Origin of the sequence: Variovorax sp. J2P1-31 (assembly GCF_030317215.1) — a bacterium.
Lineage (GTDB): Bacteria > Pseudomonadota > Gammaproteobacteria > Burkholderiales > Burkholderiaceae_C > Variovorax.
Map to the genome: position 1 here is coordinate 1046769 of NZ_JASZYA010000001.1, position 22291 is coordinate 1069059.

General features: G+C 69.1%; 22 protein-coding genes. 10 read left to right on the forward strand and 12 right to left on the reverse strand.

Annotated elements, in window-relative coordinates; all coding sequences use genetic code 11:
• Nucleotides 1–69 precede the first annotated feature (69 nt).
• Complete coding sequence (locus QTI20_RS04830) at nt 70–1212, reverse strand: zinc-binding dehydrogenase (protein WP_286549731.1); 1143 nt, start codon at nt 1210–1212, stop codon at nt 70–72.
• Nucleotides 1213–1240: 28 nt separating this feature from the next.
• Complete coding sequence (locus QTI20_RS04835; protein ID WP_286549729.1) at nt 1241–2134, reverse strand: LysR family transcriptional regulator; 894 nt, start codon at nt 2132–2134, stop codon at nt 1241–1243.
• Between the two features lie 92 nt (nt 2135–2226).
• On the opposite strand from QTI20_RS04835, the gene QTI20_RS04840 reads away from it, so the two are divergent.
• Nucleotides 2227–3054 carry a DODA-type extradiol aromatic ring-opening family dioxygenase gene (locus tag QTI20_RS04840; protein ID WP_286549726.1) on the forward strand — a complete coding sequence of 276 codons (828 nt, stop codon included), beginning with the start codon at nt 2227–2229 and terminating at the stop codon, nt 3052–3054.
• A 40-nt stretch (nt 3055–3094) separates the two neighbouring features.
• On the opposite strand, the gene QTI20_RS04845 is transcribed toward QTI20_RS04840, so the two are convergent.
• The 8 genes from QTI20_RS04845 to QTI20_RS04880 are packed head-to-tail and all read right to left on the reverse strand — an operon-like array spanning nt 3095 to nt 9948.
• Nucleotides 3095–3505, reverse strand: a complete 411-nt coding sequence (locus QTI20_RS04845; RefSeq protein WP_286549724.1) for a DUF3830 family protein — start codon at nt 3503–3505, stop codon at nt 3095–3097.
• A 38-nt stretch (nt 3506–3543) separates the two neighbouring features.
• Nucleotides 3544–4125: an LOG family protein gene (locus QTI20_RS04850; RefSeq protein WP_286549721.1), complete on the reverse strand. Its 582-nt coding sequence runs from the start codon at nt 4123–4125 to the stop codon at nt 3544–3546.
• 9 nt (nt 4126–4134) lie between these two features.
• Nucleotides 4135–4920, reverse strand: a complete 786-nt coding sequence (locus QTI20_RS04855; protein WP_286549718.1) for an ABC transporter permease — start codon at nt 4918–4920, stop codon at nt 4135–4137.
• The gene (locus QTI20_RS04860; RefSeq protein WP_286549715.1) at nt 4917–5789 is read right to left on the reverse strand and encodes an ABC transporter ATP-binding protein; all 873 of its coding nucleotides are present in this window, start codon (nt 5787–5789) and stop codon (nt 4917–4919) included. Before QTI20_RS04860 ends, QTI20_RS04855 begins: the two co-directional genes overlap by 4 nt.
• Nucleotides 5786–7273, reverse strand: coding sequence for a dihydroorotase (locus QTI20_RS04865; protein ID WP_286549713.1), 1488 nt, complete (start codon nt 7271–7273; stop codon nt 5786–5788). The genes QTI20_RS04860 and QTI20_RS04865 overlap by 4 nt, the downstream gene beginning before the upstream one ends.
• A gap of 34 nt (nt 7274–7307) precedes the next feature.
• Entirely contained in the window at nt 7308–8099 is a 792-nt protein-coding gene (locus tag QTI20_RS04870; RefSeq protein ID WP_286549711.1) for an SDR family NAD(P)-dependent oxidoreductase, read from the reverse strand.
• Nucleotides 8100–8138: 39 nt separating this feature from the next.
• On the reverse strand, nt 8139–9176 hold the full coding sequence (locus QTI20_RS04875) for an ABC transporter substrate-binding protein (RefSeq protein ID WP_286549710.1): 1038 nt from the start codon (nt 9174–9176) through the stop codon (nt 8139–8141).
• A gap of 28 nt (nt 9177–9204) precedes the next feature.
• On the reverse strand, nt 9205–9948 hold the full coding sequence (locus QTI20_RS04880) for a cysteine hydrolase family protein (protein WP_286549708.1): 744 nt from the start codon (nt 9946–9948) through the stop codon (nt 9205–9207).
• A gap of 211 nt (nt 9949–10159) precedes the next feature.
• Between QTI20_RS04880 and QTI20_RS04885 the strand changes: the two genes are divergently transcribed.
• A complete protein-coding gene (locus QTI20_RS04885; RefSeq protein ID WP_286549707.1) occupies nt 10160–11059 on the forward strand; it encodes a LysR family transcriptional regulator in 900 nt (299 codons plus the stop codon).
• 14 nt (nt 11060–11073) lie between these two features.
• On the opposite strand, the gene QTI20_RS04890 is transcribed toward QTI20_RS04885, so the two are convergent.
• Complete coding sequence (locus QTI20_RS04890; RefSeq protein ID WP_286550989.1) at nt 11074–12639, reverse strand: FAD-dependent monooxygenase; 1566 nt, start codon at nt 12637–12639, stop codon at nt 11074–11076.
• Nucleotides 12640–13043: 404 nt separating this feature from the next.
• Between QTI20_RS04890 and QTI20_RS04895 the strand changes: the two genes are divergently transcribed.
• The 8 genes from QTI20_RS04895 (at nt 13044) to QTI20_RS04930 (ending at nt 20491) form a co-directional block, all read left to right on the forward strand.
• The gene (locus tag QTI20_RS04895) at nt 13044–14411 is read left to right on the forward strand and encodes an LLM class flavin-dependent oxidoreductase (RefSeq protein WP_286549704.1); all 1368 of its coding nucleotides are present in this window, start codon (nt 13044–13046) and stop codon (nt 14409–14411) included.
• A 67-nt stretch (nt 14412–14478) separates the two neighbouring features.
• Entirely contained in the window at nt 14479–15048 is a 570-nt protein-coding gene (locus QTI20_RS04900; RefSeq protein WP_286549702.1) for a carboxymuconolactone decarboxylase family protein, read from the forward strand.
• Complete coding sequence (locus QTI20_RS04905; RefSeq protein WP_286549699.1) at nt 15048–16283, forward strand: ABC transporter substrate-binding protein; 1236 nt, start codon at nt 15048–15050, stop codon at nt 16281–16283. The genes QTI20_RS04900 and QTI20_RS04905 overlap by 1 nt, the downstream gene beginning before the upstream one ends.
• Complete coding sequence (locus QTI20_RS04910; RefSeq protein ID WP_286549697.1) at nt 16283–17083, forward strand: ABC transporter ATP-binding protein; 801 nt, start codon at nt 16283–16285, stop codon at nt 17081–17083. The genes QTI20_RS04905 and QTI20_RS04910 overlap by 1 nt, the downstream gene beginning before the upstream one ends.
• On the forward strand, nt 17084–17812 hold the full coding sequence (locus tag QTI20_RS04915) for an ABC transporter ATP-binding protein (RefSeq protein ID WP_286549695.1): 729 nt from the start codon (nt 17084–17086) through the stop codon (nt 17810–17812).
• Nucleotides 17809–18669 (forward strand): branched-chain amino acid ABC transporter permease, encoded by an 861-nt coding sequence (locus QTI20_RS04920; RefSeq protein ID WP_286549694.1) that lies wholly within the window; start codon nt 17809–17811, stop codon nt 18667–18669. Before QTI20_RS04915 ends, QTI20_RS04920 begins: the two co-directional genes overlap by 4 nt.
• Nucleotides 18666–19550: a branched-chain amino acid ABC transporter permease gene (locus QTI20_RS04925; protein ID WP_286549693.1), complete on the forward strand. Its 885-nt coding sequence runs from the start codon at nt 18666–18668 to the stop codon at nt 19548–19550. The genes QTI20_RS04920 and QTI20_RS04925 overlap by 4 nt, the downstream gene beginning before the upstream one ends.
• 47 nt (nt 19551–19597) lie before the next feature.
• Nucleotides 19598–20491 carry an alpha/beta fold hydrolase gene (locus QTI20_RS04930; protein WP_286549692.1) on the forward strand — a complete coding sequence of 298 codons (894 nt, stop codon included), beginning with the start codon at nt 19598–19600 and terminating at the stop codon, nt 20489–20491.
• A gap of 6 nt (nt 20492–20497) precedes the next feature.
• Here the strand turns inward: QTI20_RS04930 and QTI20_RS04935 are convergent, their stop codons facing one another.
• Entirely contained in the window at nt 20498–22291 is a 1794-nt protein-coding gene (locus QTI20_RS04935; protein WP_286549690.1) for an acyclic terpene utilization AtuA family protein, read from the reverse strand.

Below are 22291 nucleotides of genomic sequence, written 5' to 3' on the forward strand. Positions count from 1 at the left end.
AAAATGTAGCAGGCCGTTTTCGGCCGCCACGTCGGACAACACCCCAGCCCGAAGCGCAGGCCGATCCAATCAGCGCGCGTTCGGCCGGATCAGGAATTTCTCCCCGGTCGCGCGCTGGTTGTAGCGCGCGATGGCCGTCGGCGACAGCACCTCGGTCAGCGACAGCTCGCCCGCATAGCGGCTGGCGAAGGTGGTCTTGAGTTCGGCCGCCACGCGCTGCTTGAGCACCTGCGCCGCGGCCGGGCCGATCTTCTGCAGGAAGGGAAACAGCAGCCAGCCGCCCATGCCCCAGGCCATGCCGAAGCTGCGGTTGAAGGTGGTGGGCCGGGTGTCGAGGCCGCCGTAGAGGTAGACCTGCTTGTGCGTGCTCGAGCCGTAGCGGTTGTAGACCTTGGCGGTGCGCGAGATCGCGGCCTCCATGCAGGAAAGGATCTGGCCGGCCAGCGGGCCGCCGCCGGTGGCGTCGAAGGCCAGCGTCGCGCCGGTCGCGGCCAGCGCATCGGTCAGGTCGGCGAGGAAGCTCGGCGCGCTGGCATCGCAGACGTGGGTGGCGCCCAGGGCCTTGAGCAGTGCCGCCTGTTCGGGCTTGCGCACGATGTTGACCAGGGCCACGCCGTCGGCCAGGCAGATGCGCTGCAGCATCTGGCCCAGGTTCGAGGCCGCGGCCGTGTGCACCAGGGCGGTGTGGCCTTCGCGCTTCATGGTCTCGACCATGCCGAGCGCGGTCAGCGGGTTGACGAAGGACGAAGCGCCGTCGGCCGCTGTGGCGTTGTCGGGCAGCAGCAGGCACTGGTCGACCGGCACCGCGCGGTACTGCGCATACATCGCGCCGCCCAGCACCGCCACGGTCTTGCCGAGCAGGGCCTGGGCCGCGGGCGCGCCGCCGGCCGCGACCACCACGCCCGCGCCTTCGTTGCCCACGGGCATCGGTTCGTCGAGCCGCGCGGCCATGGCCCTCATGCCGGCCTCGGGGATGCGGGCCGTGAGCAGCGGACGCTCGGCCGTGCCGCCGGCGACCGCGGTCTCGAGGTCGGCGGTGCCGAACAGCAGGCCCAGGTCCGAGGGGTTGAGCGGCGCGGCGTCGATGCGCACCACGACCTCGTGGTCGGCCACGGCGGGGACGGGCACTTCGGCGAGCGAGAGTTCGAGTTCGCCGCTGCTTTTCACGAGCGAGCGCAGTTGCAGGGCGGTGCGGGGAAGGTCGAGCGGCATGTTGTCTCCAGAATGGGTGAGCGACAGTCTAGGTCGTGTCGCCACACAGTGCTTGACCCAGGAAATCGATGAAGCTGCGCAGCTTGGGCGCCATGTACTGCCGGCTGGTATAGACCGCGAACAGCGTGACCGGCTGCGCGCTGTACTCGGGCGCCACCCGCACCAGCGTGCCGGCCGCCAGGTCGTCGTCGACCAGCCACTCGGGCAGGAAGGACATGCCCAGGCCCGCGCGCACCGCATGCAGCGTGAGCGTGGTGTCGTCGGAGCGCAGCACCGGGTTCAGCCGCAGCGGCGCCTGCCGCCCGCCCGGCCCCTTGAGCGACAGCCCCTCGATGTTCACGTAGCTGGGCACGATGGCGCCCAGCCGGGCCAGCTCCGATGGCAGCACGGGCGTGCCGGCCTGCGCCAGCAGCGCGGGCGTGGCGACCAGGTGGAACTGCACGCGGCACAGCCGGCGCGCGATCAGCGCGGGCGAGGGCTCCTGCGTGGCGCGCAGGGCCAGGTCGTAGCCGTCGGCCGCGAGGTCGACCTTGCGGTTCTCCAGGTGCATGTCGACCAGCACCTCGGGACAGGCCGCGTGGTAGCCGGCCAGCACGCGCGCGAAGTGCGGCGTGGCGCACCAGACGGGCGCGCTCACCTTCAACTGGCCGCGCGGCGCATCGTTCTTGCGGCCGATCGCGGCCTCGGCCGCGTCCAGCAGGTCGAGCGCCTGCGCGCTCTGGGCGTACCAGGACTCGCCCGCCTCGGTCAGGCTCAGGTGCCGGCTCGAGCGGTTGAGCAGCCGCGCGCCCAGCGACTTCTCCAGCTGCGCGACATGCTTGCTGGCCATCGGCGCCGAAATGTCCAGGCGCTCCGCCGCGGCGGTGAAACTGCCGGCGTCCACCACTTCGCGGAACACCCGCAGGCTGGTCATGCGGTCCATGGATGATTTCCTGTGGAGAAACGAATCCTTGAATCCTAGCCCATCGATTTCCTGAAGGGAAATCTCTAGACTCGTGTCAAAGGAGCCATTCCATGACCACCACGACTTCCACCGACCGTCTGCTGCCCACCTACTTCATCTCGCACGGCGGCGGCCCGTGGCCGTGGATGAAGAAGGAGATGGGCGACGCCTATGCGCAACTCGAGGCCTCGCTGGCCGACATGCCGCGCCAGATCGGCCGTGCGCCGCGCGCCATCCTGATGGTCTCCGCCCACTGGGAGATGCCGGCCTTCACGGTGCAGGGCAACCCCAAGCCGCCGATGATCTACGACTACGGCGGCTTCCCGGCCCACACCTACCAGGTGCACTACGACGCGCCGGGCTCGCCCGAGGTGGCGCGGCGGGTGGTGCAACTGCTCGAGGCCGCGGGCCTGCCGGCCGCAATCGATGCCGAGCGCGGCTTCGACCATGGCGCCTTCTCGCCGATGGCGGCGATCTACCCGAAGGCCGACGTGCCCATGGTGCAGCTCTCGCTCAAGCGCGGCCTCGACCCGGCCGAGCACATCGCGCTGGGCCGCGCGCTGGCCCCGCTGCGCCGCGAAGACGTGCTGATCGTCGGCAGTGGCCTGAGCTACCACAACCTGCGCAACTTCGGCCCGCAGGCCCGCGAGGTGTCGAAGGCCTTCGACGACTGGCTCGACGCCGCGGTGGTGGGCGCGACGCCGGCCGAGCGCGTCGCGCACCTGCTCGACTGGGCCTCGGCCCCCGCGGCACGCATCGCGCATCCGCGCGAGGAGCACCTGATCCCGCTGATGGTCGCGGTCGGCGCGGCCGAAGCCGAGGCGGGCGAGCGCGTGTACCACGAACAGGATTTCATGGGCGGGATCGCGGTGTCGAGCTTCCGCTTCGGGGCCGTCTGACGTCCGCTTCCGGCCGCACCTGCCAAGGACCTGCGGAAGCTCAATGCAGCTCGAAGACCACGTCCTGTGCACCTTCCCACAGCACCTTGCGCCCCAGCTCGGCCAACTGCTCCTGCCCTTCGATGATGGTCAAGAAGTGGTTGCCGGCCAACGGCCCCATGCGGCTCGCGAAGCTGCAGGGCCCGTAGGCCCAGATGATCTCGGTCTCACTGATGCCGCCCGGGTAGAACAGGATGTCACCCCGTGAGGGATGTGCCGTGTGGTTCTCAAAGCCAACGCCCAGCTTCCAGTCACCCAATGGCACCCAGACGCCTTCGCCGCTCCAACGCACGTGGATCAGCTTCTGGCGGTAGGGCAGCAGCTTCAGGAAGGCGGCCACGGTCTCGGGTGCGTCGGGATGGGTCTCGGCTGCGAAGGACAGGCCGGCGGCGGTGATGCGGATGCGGGGCATGGGTTTCAGTCCGGTTCGATGTTGAGAGAGAGGGAGAGTCACCGAGGTGCCGGCACGATCCACTTGTCCACGGTGGGGGGCTGCCAGGCGGCCAGGGCATCGAGCATGGTTTCGGGGTCGGAGGCGATGACCAGCATGTCGCGGTGCTCGGGTTTCATGAAGCCCTCGTCCACCGCGTGGTGCAGCATGGCACGCAGCGGCTGGTAGAAGCCGCGCACGTCGAGTGCGCCACAGGCCTTCACATGGTCGCCCAGCTGCGTCAGCGTGGCGGCCTCCAGCAGTTCCTCCAGCGTGCCGAGCCCACCAGGGAGCGCGATGAACGCCTCGGCCAGTTCGGCCATGCGTGCCTTGCGGGCACGCATGTCGGCTGCAATCTCTTGACGCGTCAGGCCGGGATGCAGATGGCCGCGGTCATGTAACCGCTGGCTGATGATGCCGGTCACCTCGCCGCCGGCGGCCAGCGCTGCATCGGCCAGCACGCCCATGAGGCCCTTGTGCGTGCCACCGTAGACCAGCACCAGGCCGCGCGCGGCGATGGCGCGGCCGAGGGCCGCGGCGGCCTCCTGGTAGGCCGGCGAGTGGCCGGTGTTGGAACCGCAAAAGACCGCCACGCTGTGCATGCCATCTCCTCAGGCCATCGCCATGTCGCCGGACTTGCGCTGCGTCCAGCCGGTCATGCGTCCTTCGAAGAAGGCCGAGACCGCGTACAGCGCCACACCGAGCACCGCCAGGATCACGAGGCCGGCGAAGACCATGGGCACGTCGAAATTGCCGCTGGCAATCATCATCACGTTGCCGATGCCCTTGTTGGCCGCCACCGTCTCGGCCAGCACCGTGCCGACGAAGGACAGCGTGATGGCGATCTTGAGCGAGGCGAACAGATAGGGCAAGGCACGGGGCAGACCCACGTTCCACAGGATGTCGCGCTTCTTCGCGCCCAGCACGCGCAGCACGTCTTCCAGCTCCGGCTCCGTGGTGGCCAAGCCCGTGGCCACGTTCACCACCACCGGGAAGATGCTGATGACCGCCGAGGTCAGGATGGCCGGTACCGTGCCGGCACCGAACCAGACCACGAAAATCGGCACCACCGCGACCTTGGGAATGCTGCTGAACCCCACCAGCAGCGGATAGGCCACGTCGTAGGCCAGCCTGGATGAGCCGATGACCATGCCGATGAGCACGCCGGCCAGCACCCCGATGACGAAACCGGTGAAGGTCGTGTACAGCGTCTGCACGGTGTGCGGCCACAGGAGCGGCATCTTTTCCCACAGCACGGTGACGATCTGGCTGGGCCGCGGCAGGATCAGGTCGGACACGCCGAAGCCCAGGCACAGGGCTTCCCACAGGACGAAGAAACCGAGCAGCGCGCCGACGGACAGCAGCCGCTGCAGCGCGTGTGGAGAGAGGCGTTTCATGCTGCGATCCTTTGCGCCACGGAGGCGCTGACGATGGGAAGGGAAACGACGTTGGCGCCGCCCGTGCGGGCCTCGGCGATGCGCATGCGCAGCTGCTGCACGAGCGCGCCGAACTCAGGCGCGTAGCAGGCCTCCAGCGTGCGGGGTCGCGGGAAGTCCACGGCCCGGTCCTCGAGGATGCGCCCCGGCCGCGAGGTCATCACGCAGATGCGCGTGGCCAGGTAGGCCGATTCGCGCAGGTCGTGCGTGACCAGCAGCACCGTGGGCCGCTTGGTCATCCACAGGTCCTGCATGATGGCCCACAGCTCCTCGCGCGTGAACGAGTCCAGCGCGCCGAAAGGCTCGTCGAGCAACAGCAGTTGCGGCTCGTGGATCAGCGCGCGGCACAGGGATGCGCGCTGCAGCATGCCGCCCGAGAGCTGCCAGGGCCGCTTGTTGCCGAAGCCCTTGAGCCCGACCTGCTCCAGCAATGCCTCGGCACGGTCCGCGAACTCGCCCTTCTTCTTGGCGCGGTAGTCGGCGCGGAAGGGCTGCACGATCTTCAGCGGCACCATCACGTTCTCGCGGATCGTGAGCCAGGGCAGCATGGTCGGGTTCTGGAAGGCCAACCCGATGCGCGTGGTGGCCACGGGCGCGCTGTCCTTGCCGATCACGCCGACCTGGCGGCCGCCGACGATCACGCCGCCGGAACTGGGCTCCAGCAGGCCGGCCACCAGCTTGAGGATGGTGGACTTGCCGCAGCCGCTGGGCCCGACCAGGGCGACGAAGTCGCCTTGTTCGATGCGCAAGTCCGTGTGGTCCAGCGCGATGGTGCCGGCACCGTAGCGCAGCGTCACATCGGACAACTCAATGGCGGGTGGCGGGCTCATGTCGCCACCTCTTCGACCCGATAGCCCTCGGGCGTGGCCGTCAGCGGCACACCGGCGGGCGTTTGCAGGATGGCGCTGGTGTACAGCTCGGTGTTGCGCGGCGTGGGCGTGGGCATCTTCTGTATGCTCTTGACCGACCGGCCCCAGCCCGCCGCGTCCGCCACCAGCTTGCTGTCGCGCATCACGAAGCGGCCGCGCACCAGCGTGTGCAGCGGCGTGCCCTGCACCATGCGGCCGTTCCAGGGAGAAATCTTGGCGATGCTCTGCAGCTTGCCCTGCGAAATCTTGGCCACCCGTCCCATGTCGACGATGGCGATGTCGGCATGCGCGCCAGGGGCGATGACACCTTTCTTGCCGTAGATGCCCCAGGCCTTGGCCGGCGCCACGGCGCTCCAGCGCACGTAGTCCATCAGGCTGGCGCGGCCGCGGTTGACCTCGGTCAGCATCAGCGGCATCTGGGTCTCCACGCCGGGAAAGCCACAGTCGCATTCCCAGATGCTTTCGCGCGTGTTCTCCTCCACGGTGTGCGGGGCGTGGTCGGTGGCGATCATGTCGATGGTGCCGTCCATCAGCGCGTCCCACAGCGGCTGGTTGTGGCGCTTCTCGCGCACGGGCGGGTTCACGCGCAGGATGCCGCCCAGGCGCACCATGTCTTCGTCGGTGTTGAGCAGCATGTACTGCGGGCAGGTTTCGGCCGTCACGTCCACGCCGCGGCGCTTGGCATCGCGCAGCACATACAGCGAGTCGGCCCCGCTGTGGTGGGCGATGTGCACGCGCGCGCCCGTCCACTCGGCCAGCGTCACCACACGCTGGATGGCCTCGACCTCGCAGACGGCAGGGCGGGCCGCCAGGTGGGCCAGCGCGTCGATGCGGCCGGCCTCGATCATGTGCTTCTGGCGCCGGGCCATGATGGAGGAGTTCTCGGCGTGCACCACGGTGCGGATGCCCAGCGGTGCCAGCTTTTCGAAGCCCTCGAGCAGCGCGCCGTCGGTGGGCGCCGGCAGGTTGCCGAATGTATTGCCGACGAAGGCCTTGAAGCTGGTGCAGCCGCCGTCCAGCAACTCCTCCAATCGGTCGATGGTGTCGTCGCCCAGCAGGCCATGGATACCGAAGTCCACATAGGACGACTCGGCGGCCTTGAGCTTCATGTTCAGCGCTTCGATGGTGCCCGTGGCCGGCTTGGTGTTCGGCATCTCGAACACCGTGGTCACGCCGCCGCAGGCGGCTGCGGCCGAGCCGGTCTTCCAGGTTTCCTTGTTGGGGTAGCCCGGATCGCGGAAGTGCACGTGGCTGTCGATGGCGCCCGGCAGCAGGTACATCCCATCGGCGCGGAACTCCTCGCGTGCCGGCGGCATGGTGTCGTCGTGGCCCACGGCCACGATGTGCCCGTCGGCGATGGCCACGGACGCGGGGATGACCTGCTCGGGCGACACCACCATGGCGCCGCGGATGACCAGGTCGACTTCTTTGAACACGTTGGACATGCAATCTTCTCCTTGTGGGTGTGTGGTGGTGTGCTTACAGGGCGGCCCAGCCGCCGTCGACGGGCAGGTCGACGCCGGTGATCTGGCGCGAGACGTCGCTGGCCATGAACAGGCAGGCGTTGGCGACGTCCTCGTCGGTGCTGACGCGGCGCAGCGCGTAGTCCTCGGCATGGCGCGTCATGGCTTCTTCGAGCGAGATGCCGAGCTTGGTGGCCATGTTGGCGCAGACCTTCTCGCGGAAACGCGGGCCATCCACCATGCCGGGCGCCACGCAGTTGACGTTGATGCCGTGCGGGCCGGCCTCCAGCGCGAAGCTCTTGGTGATGCCGCGCAGGCCCCACTTCGAAGCGGAGTACGCCATGCGCCCGGCGCGGCCACGCATGCCGAACGTGCCGCCCACGTTGACGACCTTGCCGTAGCGCTGCGCCACCATGGTGGGCAGCACGGCGTGCATGGTGTTGAAGCAGCCGGTCATGTTCAGGCCGACGATTTCCTCGAACTCCTCGGTCGTGGTCTCCCAACCGGTCTTGCCGATGGGGCCGGAGCCGCCGGCCACGTTGACCAGGATGTCGATGCGGCCGAAGGCTTCCAGCGCGTGGCGGGCCAGGGCCTCGGCCTGGCGTGCATCGGTCATGTCACAGGGCACGACGACGGCCTGCGCACCCAGCGCGCGGGCCTCGGCGGCCACGGGTTCGATGGCGGCGGTGTCGCGGCCGGCCAGCACGAGCTTGGCGCCTTCGCGGGCGAAGGCCAGGCTGACCGCGCGGCCCATGCCCTTGGCGGGGCCGGTGATGACGGTGACTTTGTCGGTGAGCTGCAGGTCCATGGTGTGTCCTTGTGCGGGGATATGGGGGATGGGGGTGGATCAGAGCTTGGCGACACGCTCGGTGCGGGCCGGCAGGAAACTGCGGTCGAAAACTTCGGCGACCTTGGGGGTGCGCGGCAGCTGGTAGGCGCCGACGACCACGTCGATGGCGCGCTGCATGCGCGCGTCGTCGATGTCGCCCAGGCCGATGCGGCCCACCTCGGCGTGGCTCATCTCGGCCTTCACGGTGGCCAGCAGGCGCTCCTTCTCCACGTCACGCTTGAGCAGCGGCTCGCGGGCCATGACGGCGTCCATGCCGGCATCGGGATTGGCCAACACGTCGCCGATGGCGCGGTTCAAGGCCTTCAGGAAGCCTTTGACGGCGGCCGGGTTGGACTGCACGAAGCTGCGCGAGAACAGGACGGTGTTGGAGTACAGGTCCATGCCGTGCTCGCCGTAGGGGATGAAGCGCAGCTGCTTCTCGGGGTCGATGCCTGCCAGCTTGGCGCTGAACCAGATGGTGTTGACGTAGCCGAACACGGCGTCGGCCTGGCCCCGCATGAGCATCTGCTCGCGCAGGTTCGGCGCCATGTTGGTGATGTTCACCTTGCCCGCGTCGATGCCGGCAATCCTGGCGAAGGCCGGGAACAGCTTGAGTGCGCCGTCATTGGCCGGGCCGCCGATGGTCTTGCCTTCCAGGTCCTTGGGCGACTTGATCGCGCTGTCCTTCTTGACCACGATGGCGAAGGGCGGCTGGTTGTAGAGCATGGCCACGGCCACCGGCGCGTCGGCCGGGCGCTTGGACACCAGGTCGATCAGCGCGTTGACGTCGCCGAAGCCGCCCTGGTAGGCGCCCGAGGCCACCTTGCCGATGGGGGCAGCCGAGCCTTCGCCCTGGTCGAACTGCACATCCAGCCCCTCGGCCTTGAAGTAGCCCTTGTCCTGCGCGAGGAAGAACCAGGCCTGCGGGCCTTGGTACTTCCAATTCAGCACGAACTTGATCTTGACGGGCTCCTGGGCCTGGGCCGTGGGGACCATGGAGGCGAACGACAGGGCGGCGGCCAGGGCGATGGCGCTGCGGCGGGTGATGCGGTGCATGGCGAAGCTCCTTGGAGATGGTTGGGGATCAGGGAGAAACAGGGGGACGGCGTCGGCGCGTGCCGGTCGGCAATGCGTCCTTCAGCGCGGCGGCCGTGGCCACGAAGCCGTGCAGCCGCTCGACGAGGAAGTGGATGGCCCGCGTGACATAGGCGGGCGAGGAGGTGCTGCAGGCGTCCGACAGCAGCACGCAGTCGTAGCCGATGAAGGCCGCGTCCTGCAGCGTGGAGAACACGCAGCGGTCGGTGTTGATGCCTGCGAACAGCAGCGTGGTGATGCCTTGGTGGCGCAGCACGCTGTCGAGCTCGTTGTCCCAGAAGCCGCTGAGGCGGTGCTTGTGGACCGTGATGTCGCTGGCCGCGACCTCCAGCTCGTCGATGACCTGGGCACCCCAGTCGCCGGCCACCAGCGCACGGCCGCGGTCGATGGTGGAACGCTCCGCATAGCCGACCGCGTCGGCACGGCCGCCCTTGCCCTTGAAGTGCACCGTCGCGCTCAGGTTGCGCGCGTCGGGGCGGATGCCCCAGTTCAGCCAGACCACCGCGCCACCAGCACGGCGCCAGGCCGGCAGCAATGCCGCGATGGCGGGGATCGGCTTGCGTGCAGCCTTCACGTCCTGGCCGCGCTGGCCGAACCAGCCTTGCGGGTGGCAGAAGTCGTTCTGCATGTCCACAACGACCAGCGCTGTGTGTGCCATGTCGATGGTCAGCGCCTGCGGTGCGGCGGCAAAACGCAGGGGGCGCGCACGCTGCGGCTTGCGCACCAGATTCACGCCTTGTGCGTCCAGTGCCCAACTGTTGTGCGGCGTGGGACCGAATGCGCCCAGCGCTGGTGCAGCGCTTTGCGGGAGCTGTTTACGGGTGGATTTAGGCATCGGCATGGCGCCAATGTAGAAAGAAAAGGGCTTGCTGTGTGCTCTCCGAACATGCCTAATAACGCTGGTACCGTTGCCGTATCGGCAACACTTACGCTGTGAACACCTTATGAACCACCTGCGTTTCCTGCGCTATGTCGACGAGATTGCGCGCGCCGGCTCCATCCGCCAGGCGGCCGAGCGCCTGCACGTCGCACCCTCGGCCGTGAACCGCCGACTGCAGGACATCGAGGAAGAGCTGGGTGCGGCGATATTCGAGCGGCTGCCGCGCGGCATGCGGTTGACGGCCGCGGGCGAGCTGTTCATCCGCTACGTGCGCACGCGCAGTGCGCAGCTTGAGCAGGTCCAGTCGCAGATCGAGGAGCTCAAGGGGCAGCGGCGCGGTACCGTGCGGCTGGTGGTGAGCCAGGCGCTGACGACGCGCTTCCTGCCGCAGGCGGTGGCTGGTTTCCGCAAGACCCGCCCGCAGGTGGGATTCGAGGTGCACGTGGGCGACCATGTGGGCGCTCTGACGCGCCTGCGTGCCTACGAGTCGGACGTGGCTCTGGTGTTCAACCTGGCGCCTGAGCCCGACATCGAACGCGTGATGGTCATGGAGCAGCGGCTCATGGTGCTGATGCATAAGGACCATCCGTTGGCATCGCGCGCCGGCCTGCGGCTGCGCGACTGCGCGGACTACCCGCTGGCGCTGCCCAACCGCGACACGGGGGGGCGTCAACTCCTCGAGCGCTTCCTGCTCAAGAGTTCGGTCAAGCTCAGCCCCGTGATCGAGAGCAACAGCTTCGAGTTTTTGCGCAACTGCCTGCACGATGGACAAACGCTGTCCTTCCAGATCGCCATCGGCGCTGCGAGCGACGACGCCGACATCGTGGCCAAGGACATCGAGGAGCGCGGGTTCCCTCGCGGCCAGTTGGTGCTGGCGCGGTTGGTGGGAAGGCAGCTGCCCGTGATTGCGCACTCGTTCGCGGCGCATCTGGAGAAGGCGCTCGGCGAGGGCGTCCAGGGATGAGCAGAATCAGAATGTCACCTGCGCACGCCGCGCGCCGCCCACCGCGACGCCTCACCAAACCATCTCGCAGCCGCCTGCGCCGCCTCTCCGGCGTCGGGCGTTGCCTCGCTGACCCAGGCAACGATGCCGTCCGGTCGCAGCAGCAACGCGGTCAGGCCCAGCGCGTCTCTTGGTCTGCAGGCGAGGTATTCGATGCGAGCTGGCCAGCCGCTGGCACACGCCGCCAGCGTCGCATCGGCGGCGAAATCCAGCAGGAGGCCTTTGCCGCCTTTCAGGTACGCACCCAGCCTGGTTCCATCGCTGAATTCGAAGTCAGGGGCACTGCGACCGACCAGCGGGTGCGCACCGCCGAGCTCGTAGCGAAGCGACAGGCCCCAGACGCGCTCGGCAAAGTAGGTTGCGCCATCGGGCGTGTCCATGAGGTCCCGGACGATGGCTTCGAGTGCGCGGGTGCTGCGGCTCGGCCGCATGAGCGCGACCTGGGCGCGGGATCCATCGAGCACCTGCGATGCCACGGGATGCCGCTCTTCAAAGTAGGTGTCGAGCAAGCTGTCGGGTGCATGGCCACGGATCACGCTGGCGAGCTTCCATCCGAGATTCATCGCATCCCCTAGACCCAGGTTCAGGCCTTGGCCGCCCAAGGGGGAGTGGATGTGGGCCGCGTCGCCGGCCAGCAGGACCCGGCCACTGCGATAGCGCGTCGCCTGGCAGCTTCGATCGGTCCAGGTGGTCGCGAGCCGCAGGTCGGCCACCGTGACCTCCGTGCCTGAAACACGCCGCAGCACGGACTGGACATGGGCCAGCGTGATCGGTCCTGTCCGGTGGAGGGCACCGCCGTCGAAATCGACCATGGCGATGGTGCCGGGCGCCTGGTAGGTGTACATGCCCGTGGGGGTGTACCGACGACCGGCGGCGAGCTTTTCGGGAGCGGCCAGCACGACCTCCACGGAGTAGCCGGTGAACTCGGCGTCGGTTCCGATGAACTCGAAGCCGGCGAGCTTGCGCACCATGCTTCGGCCACCGTCGCAGCCGACGAGCCAGCGCCCGTTGAACGTCTCGCCGCCAGCGCGAACATTCAATTCATCGCTTGACTGCGCGAAGCCTTCAATGGCAAGGCCCCGCCTGATCTCGGCGCCCATCGCACGGGCGCGGGCGGACAACACGGTTTCGATGCGCGCCATGGTGGTGGCCATGTGGGTGCCGGCGGGACCTGGCAGGCGATAACGCCACCGTAACGGCTCGACCTTGTCCAGGGAGAACGGGATGCCTGCGAAGTGGCCGCCGGGTCGACGGCCCTGCTGCATCCCATGAGGAATCGGAACGCTGGCAGCGCCCGCCGGGTCCGGCGCGGGTTGGTGCTGCGCGATGTCGTCCAGCAAGCCGCGACGGTAGAAGGCTTCGATGGTGGGTGCAGACAGGCCGCGCATGCCGAAGGGCGGCCGCTTCAACGGCGTGTCGGGGTTGTCGGCTCGCTCCAGCACCAAGACCGTGGCGCCCGCCAGGCGAAGCTCGCAGGCCAGGAACAAACCGACAGGTCCTGCGCCCGCAATCACGACGTCGTATGTCTTCGAATCTCGCATCAACTGCTCCTTGTGGGTCGTTCGACCGGAGCGGTTGTCGATTCGAAACCGCACGGACGAACAGAAGGGATGCACGGGCATCCCGGGTTCGTCGTGGGGCCTCGGCAGGATGCAGAGGCAGAGCTTTCGTCTTCGAAAGGACCTGGGCTTACCGAACCAGATCCGCCTTTTTCGACAGGGCGGCACTTTAGCATCGGTCGCTCCCCGCGGGCTGGCCACTGCCAGGCGTGTTCCAGCCACAGAAGCGGCCTCCGCGCTTATTCGATTTCCTTCCAAGCTTGCTACCAATGGGCGCAAGGAGCGGCGCGAATCGGACTTCTGCGCGCCCAGAATCAGGGTTTTCCACGACGAGCATGACTCGTTGCCAGCAGAAGCCCGGCGGCATCCTGCCGGCAAGCTTTCCGATGACCCAAGAAATTCGCCTCAATGCGTTCATGATGAATTGCGTTGGGCACCTGGCCCCCGGCCAGTGGCGCGGCGCGCAAGACCAGTCGAGCCGCTATCTCGACCCCAACTACTGGATCGACCTCGCCACCCTGCTCGAGAAGGGCCTGTTCGACGCCCTGTTCCTCGGTGACGTGATCGGTGTCTACGACACCGATGGTGATTCCCCGGACGCGGCCCTGCGCCACGCCGCGCAGGTGCCGATGAACGATCCGTTCCCGCTGATTCCGCTGATGTCGCACGCCACCCGCCACCTGGGTTTCGGCGTCACGGCCTCGGTCACCTACGAGCCGCCGTACCTGCTGGCGCGACGCCTGACGACGCTGGACCACCTGACGCAGGGGCGCGTCGCATGGAACATCGTGACCTCCTACCTGCGCAGCGGTGCGGCGAGCCTGGGCCACATGGCGCTGGTCCCGCACGACGAGCGCTACGACCGGGCCGACGACTTCCTCGCGCTTTGCTACAAGCTGTGGGAAGGCAGTTGGGAAGAGGGCGCGGTGGTGCGCGATGCGCAGCGCGGCCTTTATGCCGACCCGGGCCGCATCCATGCGGTGTCGCACGACGGGCCTTACTTCCAGTCGCACGGCGTCTACCAGTGCGAGCCCTCGCCGCAGCGCACGCCGCTGCTGTTCCAGGCCGGCGGCTCGGCACGCGGCACGCTGTTCGCGGCGCGCCATGCGGAGTGCATCTTCGTGGGTGCGCCGACGCGCGAAGGCGTGCGTCGCACGGTCGCCGACCTCCGCCGGCAGCTGGAACTGCAGGGCCGCCCGGCCGACAGCGTGCGCATCTTCGCCATGTTCACGGTCATCGTCGACGCGACCTCCCAGCTCGCGCAGTCGCGCTTCGAGGCCTACCGCGAGCACGCTGCGCACGAAGGCGCGCGGGCCTTGTTGTCGGGCTGGACGGGCGTCGACCTGTCGCGCTACCAGCCGCAGGACACGCTGAGCTACGTCGACACCGAAGCCGGGCAGTCGGCGCTGGCGTCCTTCAGCAAGCTGGACCCGCGGCGCACCTGGACGGTCCAGGACGCGGTGGACTTCGTCGCCATCGGCGGACGCGGGCCGGTGGTCGTGGGCAATGCCCAGGACGTGGCCGACGAACTGCAATCGTGGGTAGCGGAGACCGGCATCGACGGCTTCAACCTGGCCTATGTCGAGTCGCCCCGGACCTTCGAGGACATCGTCGAATTCCTGATCCCCGAACTGCAGGCGCGCGGCGCCTACAAGGAGTCCTACGCGGCGGGAACCCTGCGCGAGAAGCTGCTGGGGCAAGGCCCGGTGCTCGCCGACAGCCACATCGGTGCCGCCGCCCGCCGGCGCGCCTGAACACCGCCCCCGGTGGCCGCGCGCCACCGACTTTCCATCCTTCCGACATCTTTTCGAAAGCACCGACATGCCCAGAGTTTCCGAACTGGACCCCGCTTCCTTCGACCCGCAGTTCAAGGACCTGTTCGAGCGTTTCACCGGTGGCGGCGCCACCTTTGCCGACCAGTTCTCCGTGATGGCGCATGTGCGCCCCGCGGCCGAGCACCTGTTCTCCATGCTGCTCGAACTCAAGGCCCGCGAAGGCGTGTCCTATCGCTACGTCGAGATGGCCATCGTGGTGGTGTCGCTGCTCAACCAGTGCACCTACTGCGTCGACAACCATGCGCCCCGCCTGTCGGTCGAAGGCATCTCGCGCGAGGGCGCATTGAACCTGCTCGACTTCGCCGAGCACCCCGAGCTGACGGCGGTCGACAAGGTGGTGGTCGAGTACGCGATCGCGGTCACGCAGGCGCCGCAGCGCATCCGCGACCAGCTCATGACCCGTCTTCGCACGCACTTCAGCGAGGCCCAGGTGGTCGAGCTGACGCTGCGCATTTCCCTGTGCGGTTTCTTCAACCGCTTCAACCAGGCCCTGCAGATCGGCGAGGAGCACGGCGCCGTGCCGGCCGCCGAGCTTTCGTCCCCGAGGAGTATCTGATGACCCGCTTCCAACCCCTTTCGCGCCGTGCCGCGCTGGCACTCGCCGCCGGCAGTCTGGCGCTGCTGGCCGCGCCGCATGCCGCGCTGGCCCAGTCGTCCGCCGAGCCGATCCGCATCGGCGTGCTGGCGCCGCTGAGCGGTGGCGGCGGTGCCTACGGCGCCGGCATGGCGGACGCCGCGAAGAAGGCGGCCGAGTACATCAACACCGAAGCCGGCGGCGTGCTCCACGGCCGCAAGCTCGAGATCGTGATCGAGGACGACGAGAGCAACCCGACGGCCGGCGTCGCCGCGACGCGCAAGCTGCTCGAGGTGTCGAAGGTCTCGGCCATCGTCGGCCTCTGGAGCAGCGCGGTCGCCATGGCGGTCAAGCCGCTGACCATCGAGAAGGGCATCCCGCTGCTGGTGACCGGCTCGGGCGACGAGGTGACGCAGGGCGACAACAAGGGCCTGGTCTGGCGCTTCCAGGCCACCGGCCGCGACTGGGGCCAGGTCTTCGCGCGCGCCGTCGCCGAGGACGGCGCACGCAAGGCCTCGCTGCTGGTGCTGCAGACGCCGTTCACGCTCAGCATGGTCCAGCCCTTCGTCAACGAGTTCAAGAAGGGCGGTGGCGAGATCCTCGACATCGTCTATTACAACCCGAACCAGCCCTCGTACCGCGCCGAGGTCGAGAAGGTGTTCGCGAAGAACCCCGATGCGGTGTTCCTGCCCAGCTACCTGCCCGACCTGTCCGCGGTCACGCGCGAGGTCTACCGCGGCGGCTTCACCAGCAAGATCTACGCGAACTCGTCGGCCGCGGACGCCGAGGGTGCCTTCGTGAAGAACGTCGGCAAGGCCGTGGCCGAAGGCATCCACCACGTGCAATCGATCCCGCCCAAGGATTCGACGGCCTACAAGACCTTCGCCAGCCGCGCCGGCATCGCGCCGAACACGCTGGCGATCTTCCCGTCCAACGTGTGGGACGAGATCTCCGTGCTCGCGCTGGCCATCGAGAAGTCGGGCAGCGCCGACCCCAAGGTGTTCGCCAAGTCGATCCCGCAGGTGGCCAACGGCGTCGGCACCAAGGTCGAGAATCCGGTCGACGGACTCAAGGCCCTGCGCGCCGGCAAAGCCGTGGCCTACAGCGGCGCGGGTTCGCAGTTCACCTTCACCCCCACGGGCGACCAGCTCAACCGCGAGTTCGGCCACTTCGTGATCCGCAACGGCGTGAACGAACTGGTGGACGTGCTCAAGTAATGGGGGCTGCCGTCATCGAACGCAGGGCCGCTACCTCGGCCACGCAGGCCCGGCTGGCCGCGCGCGACGTGTCGCTGGCCTTCGGCGGCGTGTCCGCCTTGCGCCTGGCGACGCTGGCCATCGCGCCGTCGCGCATCACGGGCATCGTGGGGCCGAACGGCGCCGGCAAGTCGACGCTGTTCAACGTGCTGGCCGGCACGCTCGAGCCCGACCAGGGGCAGGTGCTGTTCGACGGCGAAGACATCACCGGGCTGGCCGTGCACCGCCGCGCGCGGCGCGGCATCGCGCGCACCTTCCAGCTGTCGCGCGAGCTCGACAGCCTCACGCTGCTCGAGAACCTGCTGCTGGCCGCGCCCGATCATCCGGGCGACACGCTGCGCTCGGTGTTCCTCGGTCGCGGCAAGGTGCGCCGTGCCGAGGCGCAGGCCACCGAGCGCGCCGTGGCGCTGCTCGACCGCGTGCGGCTGACCCGGCTGCTCGACGCGCCCGCGGGCAGCCTGTCGGGCGGCCAGAAGAAGCTGCTCGAACTGTGCCGTGCGCTGATGCGCGACCCGGAGGTCATCCTGCTGGACGAACCGGCCGCGGGCGTGAACCCGGCGCTGATCGACGAACTGGTCGACTTCATCCGCACGCTGCGCGACGAAGGCATGACCTTCGCCATCGTGGAACACAACATGGAAATGATCGCCGCGCTGTGCGACACCGTCTATGTGCTGGCCGAAGGCACGGTGTTGACGCAGGGCAGCTTCGCCGAGGTCACGGCCGACGCGCGCGTGCAGCAGGCCTACCTGGGAGGCTGAATGAGCGCATCGCTTTCGATCGAGAACCTTCACGCCGGTTATCACGGCAAGAACATCCTGCATGGCGTCGCGCTGGAACTGCCCGCGGGCGGCGCCCTGACCATCATCGGCCCGAACGGGTCCGGCAAGTCGACCCTGCTCAAAGCGGTGGTGGGCCTGCTGCCGCCCTCGGAGGGCCGCCTGCGGCTCGCCGGGCAGGACATCGGCCGGCTGGATGCGCCCGCGCGGGCGCAGCGCGGCATGGCCTATGTGCCGCAGGAGAACAACGTGTTCCGCAACATGGACGTGGCGGACAACCTGCGCATGAGCGGCGAGTTCCTGCGGTCCGGCAGCGGTGCATCGTCGCTGCGGGCGCGCACCGACGCCATGCTGGAACTGTTCCCCGAACTGCGGCCGCATCTGCGGACCTCCGCGGGCCTGCTGAGCGGCGGCCAGCGCCAGATGGTGGCGATGGCGTCCGCACTCATGCAGTCGCCTTCGCTGCTGGTGCTCGACGAGCCGTCGGCGGGGCTGTCGCCACGCAACGCCGAGCTGCTGTTCGTGGCCATCCGCCGCATCCGCCAGACCGGCGTCACGCTGCTGATGATCGAGCAGAACGCGCGGCTGGGCCTGTCGGTGGCCGACACCGGCCTGGTGCTGGTGGCCGGCAAGGTGCGGCGGCTGGGTGCCGCTGCCGAACTTGCGGCCGACCCCGGCCTGCACCACCTCTACCTGGGAAGCGGCCAATGATGCAGCTCTTGTTCAACGGCCTGGTCTCCGGAATGCTGGTGGCCTTGCCCGCGCTGGCGCTGGCGCTCACCTTCAGCGTGCTGCGCTTCGCCAACTTCTCCATCGGCGCCATGCTGACCGTCGGGGCCTACCTGATCTACTGGTGCAACACGGCGCTGGGCCTGAGCCTGCCCTGGGCCGCGATCGTGGGCACCGGCCTGGCCGCGCTGCTGGCGGCGGCGATCGACTTCGTGGTGTACCGGCCCCTGCGCGACCGCTCCAGCATCACCTTGCTGGTCGCGTCGATGGGCGTGTCCTTCGTGCTCGAGAACTCGGTGAGCTTTCTCGCGGGCAACACGCCGGTCGGCTATGCGGTTGACGTGGCACGCCCGCTGCGTTGGGCCGGGTTGCGGGTCAACCACGAGCAGCTGCTGGGCGCTGGCGTGAGCCTGGCCTGCCTGCTGCTCATCGGCCTGGTCTTCGGCTACTCCCGGCTCGGCCGCGCCATGCGCGCCGTGGCCGACAACCCGTCGCTGGCGGCCACGCGGGGCGTCTCGCGCCAACGCGTGGCCACACTCACCTGGCTGCTGTCGGGCGCGCTCGCGGCCATCGCGGGCATGCTGATCGGGCTGGACACCACGCTCGATCCGCTGATGGGTTGGAACTACGTGCTGCCGGTCTTCGCGGCGGCGATCCTCGGCGGCCTGACCCATCCGCTGGCCGCCATCCCGGGCGCGCTGGTGATGGGCGTGTTCGCCGAGCTGGCCACGCTCGTGCTGCCGCCGCACTACCGCACGCTGGTCGCCTTCGGGGTGCTCAGCCTGCTGCTAGTCGTCCGGCCTTCAGGCCTGCTGGGCCGGAAGTGGGTCCACAAATGACGACGTACCTCTTCTCCATCCTGATCCTCGTGACCCTCGCCAGCCTGGCGGGGCTGGCGCTCAACATGCAGTGGGGCCTGACGGGCCTGGTCAACTTCGGCCTGTTCGGCTTCTACATGCTGGCCGCGTACGTGTGCGCGCAACTGGCGACCCAGCTGCACTGGAACCCGTGGCTGGCGATGCTGGCCGCCGTCGCATTGACGGCCCTGGCCAGCGCGCTGGTGAGCCTGATCTCGATCCGCCTGTCGGAGGACTACCTCGCCATCGTCACGCTGGGTTTCGCCGAAAGCCTGAAGCTCGTGATCACCCACGAGTCATGGCTCACGCGCGGCAGCCTGGGCATCTCCGCCATCCCGCGGCCGGTGGAGAACGACACGGCCTTCCTGCTGCTGGCGGTGGCCCTGCTGGCGCTGGTGTTCGTCGTATTCGAGATCGTGGCCCGCTCGCCGCTGGGGCGCACGGCCCGGGCGCTGCGCGACGACCCGGTCGTGGTCGCCACGCTGGGCAAGAACGTGCTGGGCCTGCGGCTCAAGCTCTTCGCGCTGGGCGGCGTGGCCGTGGGTGTCGCTGGGTGCCTGCATGCCTTCTACTACCGCTACATCGACCCCACGCAGTTCGGCCCGATCATCACGGCCTATGCCTTCATGGCCGTCATCATCGGCGGGCGCGGCAGCCACCGTGGCGTGCTGCTGAGCGCGGGCACGGTGATCCTGCTGCTGGAAGGCACGCGTTTCCTCAGCGACTACGTCTCGTGGCTGAGTCCCAGCCAGCTGGCCTCGCTGCGCCTGATGCTGATCGGCGTGGGGCTGATCCTGATGCTGATCTACCGGCCGCAGGGGATGACGCGCGAGTACCGGTTGCGCAGCCGGCGGCCGGGCTGATCGCGCGCCGCCGACGTCGTCGAAGAGGCGCGGGCAGAATAGGGCGGGTGAATTCCGCACCTTCCTTTCTCACCGCCACCACCGACGCCGATGCGCGCCGCCTGCTCGCGCAGATCGATGCGCGCGCCACCGCCCACGATGCCGAGCACGAAGGCGTGCGCGTGCGCTGGCGCCGCTTCGGCCCGGACAGTGCGACGCTGCCGCCGCTGGTGCTGCTGCACGGCGGCCATGGCAGCTGGATGCACTGGCCGCGCAACATCGAGGCGCTGTCGGCCGAGCGCGCGCTGTGGCTGCCCGACATGCCGGGCTTCCACGACTCCGGCGTGCCACCGGCACCCGCCGCGGGCGAAGCCGCGATCGACCCGCTGCTGCGCGCGCTGGGCGGCACGCTCGACGCGCTGATCGGCGCGGGCACCGTGATCGACCTCGGCGGCTTCTCCTTCGGCGGCCTGACCGCTGCGCAGTTCGCGGCCCGGCGTGGCGCGGTGCGCCGGATCGGGCTGCTGGGCAGCGGTGGCCACGGCACGCTGCGGCGCATGACGGTCCAGATGATCAACTGGCGCGCCGCGCCCGACCGCGAAGCGGAGATCGCCGCGCTGCGCCACAACCTGGGCGCGCTGATGCTGCACGATGCGGCCGCGATCGATGCGCTGGCCTTCGCGATCCACGACATCTCCTGCCACGGCACGCGCTTCCGCAGCAAGGAGGTCTCGCTCGCGGGCGGCCTGCAGGCCGCGCTGGCCACGCACGACGGCCCGCAGCTGCTGGTCTGGGGCGAGTACGACGTCACGGCCGATCCGCGGCCGTTGGTGGCCGGGCTGGCCGCCGGGCATCCGCGGCGCCGCGCCGTGGTGGTCGACGGCGCCGGGCACTGGGTGCAGTACGAGCGCGCCGAAGAGACCAACCGGCTGCTGCGCGACTTCTTCGGCGCGCCGGACTGACGCGTTTCAGTCGATCGGAATCGGCATGCCCAGCAGCAGCTGCGCCATGCCCTTGCCCATCGGGTCGGGCCGCAGCGAGGAGGGACCGCCGCCGTCGAGCGCCTCGGTCATGAAGAAGTTGAAGGCGCCCAGCCCCGGCACTTCGTAGCGCGTGACCTCGCCGTGCACCAGGTGCGCGAGGTAGGCGCGCACGCGCTCGGGCGTGAGCACGCGGCGCAGCAGGTCCAGGTCCTCGGGTCGCCGCGCGATCACCGCGATGTTCGAGGTGTCGCCCTTGTCGCCCGAGCGGCCGTAGGCCAGCGCGATCAGCGGCACCTGGCGCATCGCTGCGGCCGTGGCCATCAACTGCGTGCTGCCCGGCCCGGCGCTTGGTGAGGCGGCGCTCGGCGGCACCGGCCCGCCGCCGCAGGGGATCGGCACGCTTTCCTGGCGATCGCCGAGCACAACGCGCGGCGCGGGCAGCCGCTCCTTGGCGACCAGGCAGGAATACAGCCGGTAGCGCGGCTCGACTGCGGCGCGGCCATTGAGCGTGAGCGCGCTGCCGCTGGTGGTGCCGGGCGCGAAGGACACGCCCGGTGCGCGCGCCTCGCGCGAGAAGATCTCCAGCGCCTCCTTGCGGGCATGCGTGACCGCGACGCGCGCGATCGCCTCGCGCAGCACGCTGGGCGCGGCATGCGGGCCGTAGCTGTCCTCGGCACCGAGCACCGTGACCGCGCTGCGCTCGAAATCGCCCAGCCCCTTCTCGTGCAGCAGCCTGCGCACGCGGCCCAGCAGCGCATCGCCGGTGCGGCGCGCCTTGGCCACGGCCTCGGCGCCGAACACCGAGACCTGCGCGGTGCAGCGCCAGCCCTGCTGGTAGGTCGCGGCCAGCTTATAGGTCGGCGGCGGCGCCATGCCGCGCGCGCCCGTCACGCGCACGCGGTCGGGGCCAGCGGCCACGGCCGTCACCTGGGTGAAGTCGCACACCACGTCGGGCAGCACGTAGCGCGCCGGGTCGCCGACCTCGTAGAGGATCTGCTCGCTGACCGTGGCCGGCGTCACGCAGCCGCCCGTGCCCGCGGGCTTGCAGACCACGAAGCCGCCCTCGGCATCGCATTCGACGTACGGGTAGCCGATGTTCTCCCAGTCGGGCACCGAGGCCCAGTCGGTGAAGATGCCGCCCGTGGCCTGGGCGCCGCATTCGAGGATGTGGCCGGCCAGCGAGCCGGCCGCGAGCCGGTCGTAGGCCTCGGCGGTCCAGCCGAACTCGTGGACCAGCACGCCCAGCGTGGTGGCGCTGTCGACGATGCGCCCGGTGACCACGATGTCCGCGCCCAGCGCCAGCGCGCGTGCGATGGGCAGCGCGCCCAGGTAGACGTTGGCGCTGTCGATGGCCTCGGGCATCGCCTCGCCGGTGTAGAAGTCGGGCGTGTGCTCGGCCGCCAGCGCGGGCAGCAGCGCCAGGCTGTCGTCGCCCTCGATGAAGGCGACGCGCGGCGCGCAGCCCATTTCCTTCGCCAGCGCTTCGATGGCCGCCGCGCAGCCGCGCGGGTTCAGGCCGCCCGCATTGGCCACCAGCCGGATGCCACGTTCGAGGCAGCGCGGCAGGATCTCGCGCAGCGTCACCTCGACGAAGTCGCCCGCATAGCCCAGCGCGGGATTCACCTTGCGCGCCTGGGCGAAGCTCGACAGCGTCATCTCCGCCAGGTAGTCGAACACCAGGTACTGCATGCCCTCGACGTCGACGAGCTGGCGCGGGCCGATCAGGCTGTCGCCGATGAAGGCGCAGGCGCCGCCGATCTTCACGGTCTTGTGGGTCAT

Bases quoted from the DNA above. Each gene is read 5' to 3' on its own strand.
- QTI20_RS04870 (WP_286549711.1), bottom strand. From the start codon at position 8,099: ATGGACCTGCAGCTCACCGACAAAGTCACCGTCATCACCGGCCCCGCC.
- QTI20_RS04830 (WP_286549731.1), bottom strand. From the start codon at position 1,212: ATGCCGCTCGACCTTCCCCGCACCGCCCTGCAACTGCGCTCGCTCGTG.
- QTI20_RS04925 (WP_286549693.1), top strand. From the start codon at position 18,666: ATGACGACGTACCTCTTCTCCATCCTGATCCTCGTGACCCTCGCCAGC.
- QTI20_RS04840 (WP_286549726.1), top strand. From the start codon at position 2,227: ATGACCACCACGACTTCCACCGACCGTCTGCTGCCCACCTACTTCATC.
- QTI20_RS04900 (WP_286549702.1), top strand. From the start codon at position 14,479: ATGCCCAGAGTTTCCGAACTGGACCCCGCTTCCTTCGACCCGCAGTTC.
- QTI20_RS04845 (WP_286549724.1), bottom strand. From the start codon at position 3,505: ATGCCCCGCATCCGCATCACCGCCGCCGGCCTGTCCTTCGCAGCCGAG.
- QTI20_RS04835 (WP_286549729.1), bottom strand. From the start codon at position 2,134: ATGGACCGCATGACCAGCCTGCGGGTGTTCCGCGAAGTGGTGGACGCC.
- QTI20_RS04860 (WP_286549715.1), bottom strand. From the start codon at position 5,789: ATGAGCCCGCCACCCGCCATTGAGTTGTCCGATGTGACGCTGCGCTAC.
- QTI20_RS04885 (WP_286549707.1), top strand. From the start codon at position 10,160: ATGAACCACCTGCGTTTCCTGCGCTATGTCGACGAGATTGCGCGCGCC.
- QTI20_RS04850 (WP_286549721.1), bottom strand. From the start codon at position 4,125: ATGCACAGCGTGGCGGTCTTTTGCGGTTCCAACACCGGCCACTCGCCG.
- QTI20_RS04865 (WP_286549713.1), bottom strand. From the start codon at position 7,273: ATGTCCAACGTGTTCAAAGAAGTCGACCTGGTCATCCGCGGCGCCATG.
- QTI20_RS04905 (WP_286549699.1), top strand. From the start codon at position 15,048: ATGACCCGCTTCCAACCCCTTTCGCGCCGTGCCGCGCTGGCACTCGCC.
- QTI20_RS04875 (WP_286549710.1), bottom strand. From the start codon at position 9,176: ATGCACCGCATCACCCGCCGCAGCGCCATCGCCCTGGCCGCCGCCCTG.
- QTI20_RS04895 (WP_286549704.1), top strand. From the start codon at position 13,044: ATGACCCAAGAAATTCGCCTCAATGCGTTCATGATGAATTGCGTTGGG.
- QTI20_RS04920 (WP_286549694.1), top strand. From the start codon at position 17,809: ATGATGCAGCTCTTGTTCAACGGCCTGGTCTCCGGAATGCTGGTGGCC.
- QTI20_RS04890 (WP_286550989.1), bottom strand. From the start codon at position 12,639: ATGCGAGATTCGAAGACATACGACGTCGTGATTGCGGGCGCAGGACCT.
- QTI20_RS04855 (WP_286549718.1), bottom strand. From the start codon at position 4,920: ATGAAACGCCTCTCTCCACACGCGCTGCAGCGGCTGCTGTCCGTCGGC.
- QTI20_RS04915 (WP_286549695.1), top strand. From the start codon at position 17,084: ATGAGCGCATCGCTTTCGATCGAGAACCTTCACGCCGGTTATCACGGC.
- QTI20_RS04910 (WP_286549697.1), top strand. From the start codon at position 16,283: ATGGGGGCTGCCGTCATCGAACGCAGGGCCGCTACCTCGGCCACGCAG.
- QTI20_RS04935 (WP_286549690.1), bottom strand. From the start codon at position 22,291: ATGACCCACAAGACCGTGAAGATCGGCGGCGCCTGCGCCTTCATCGGC.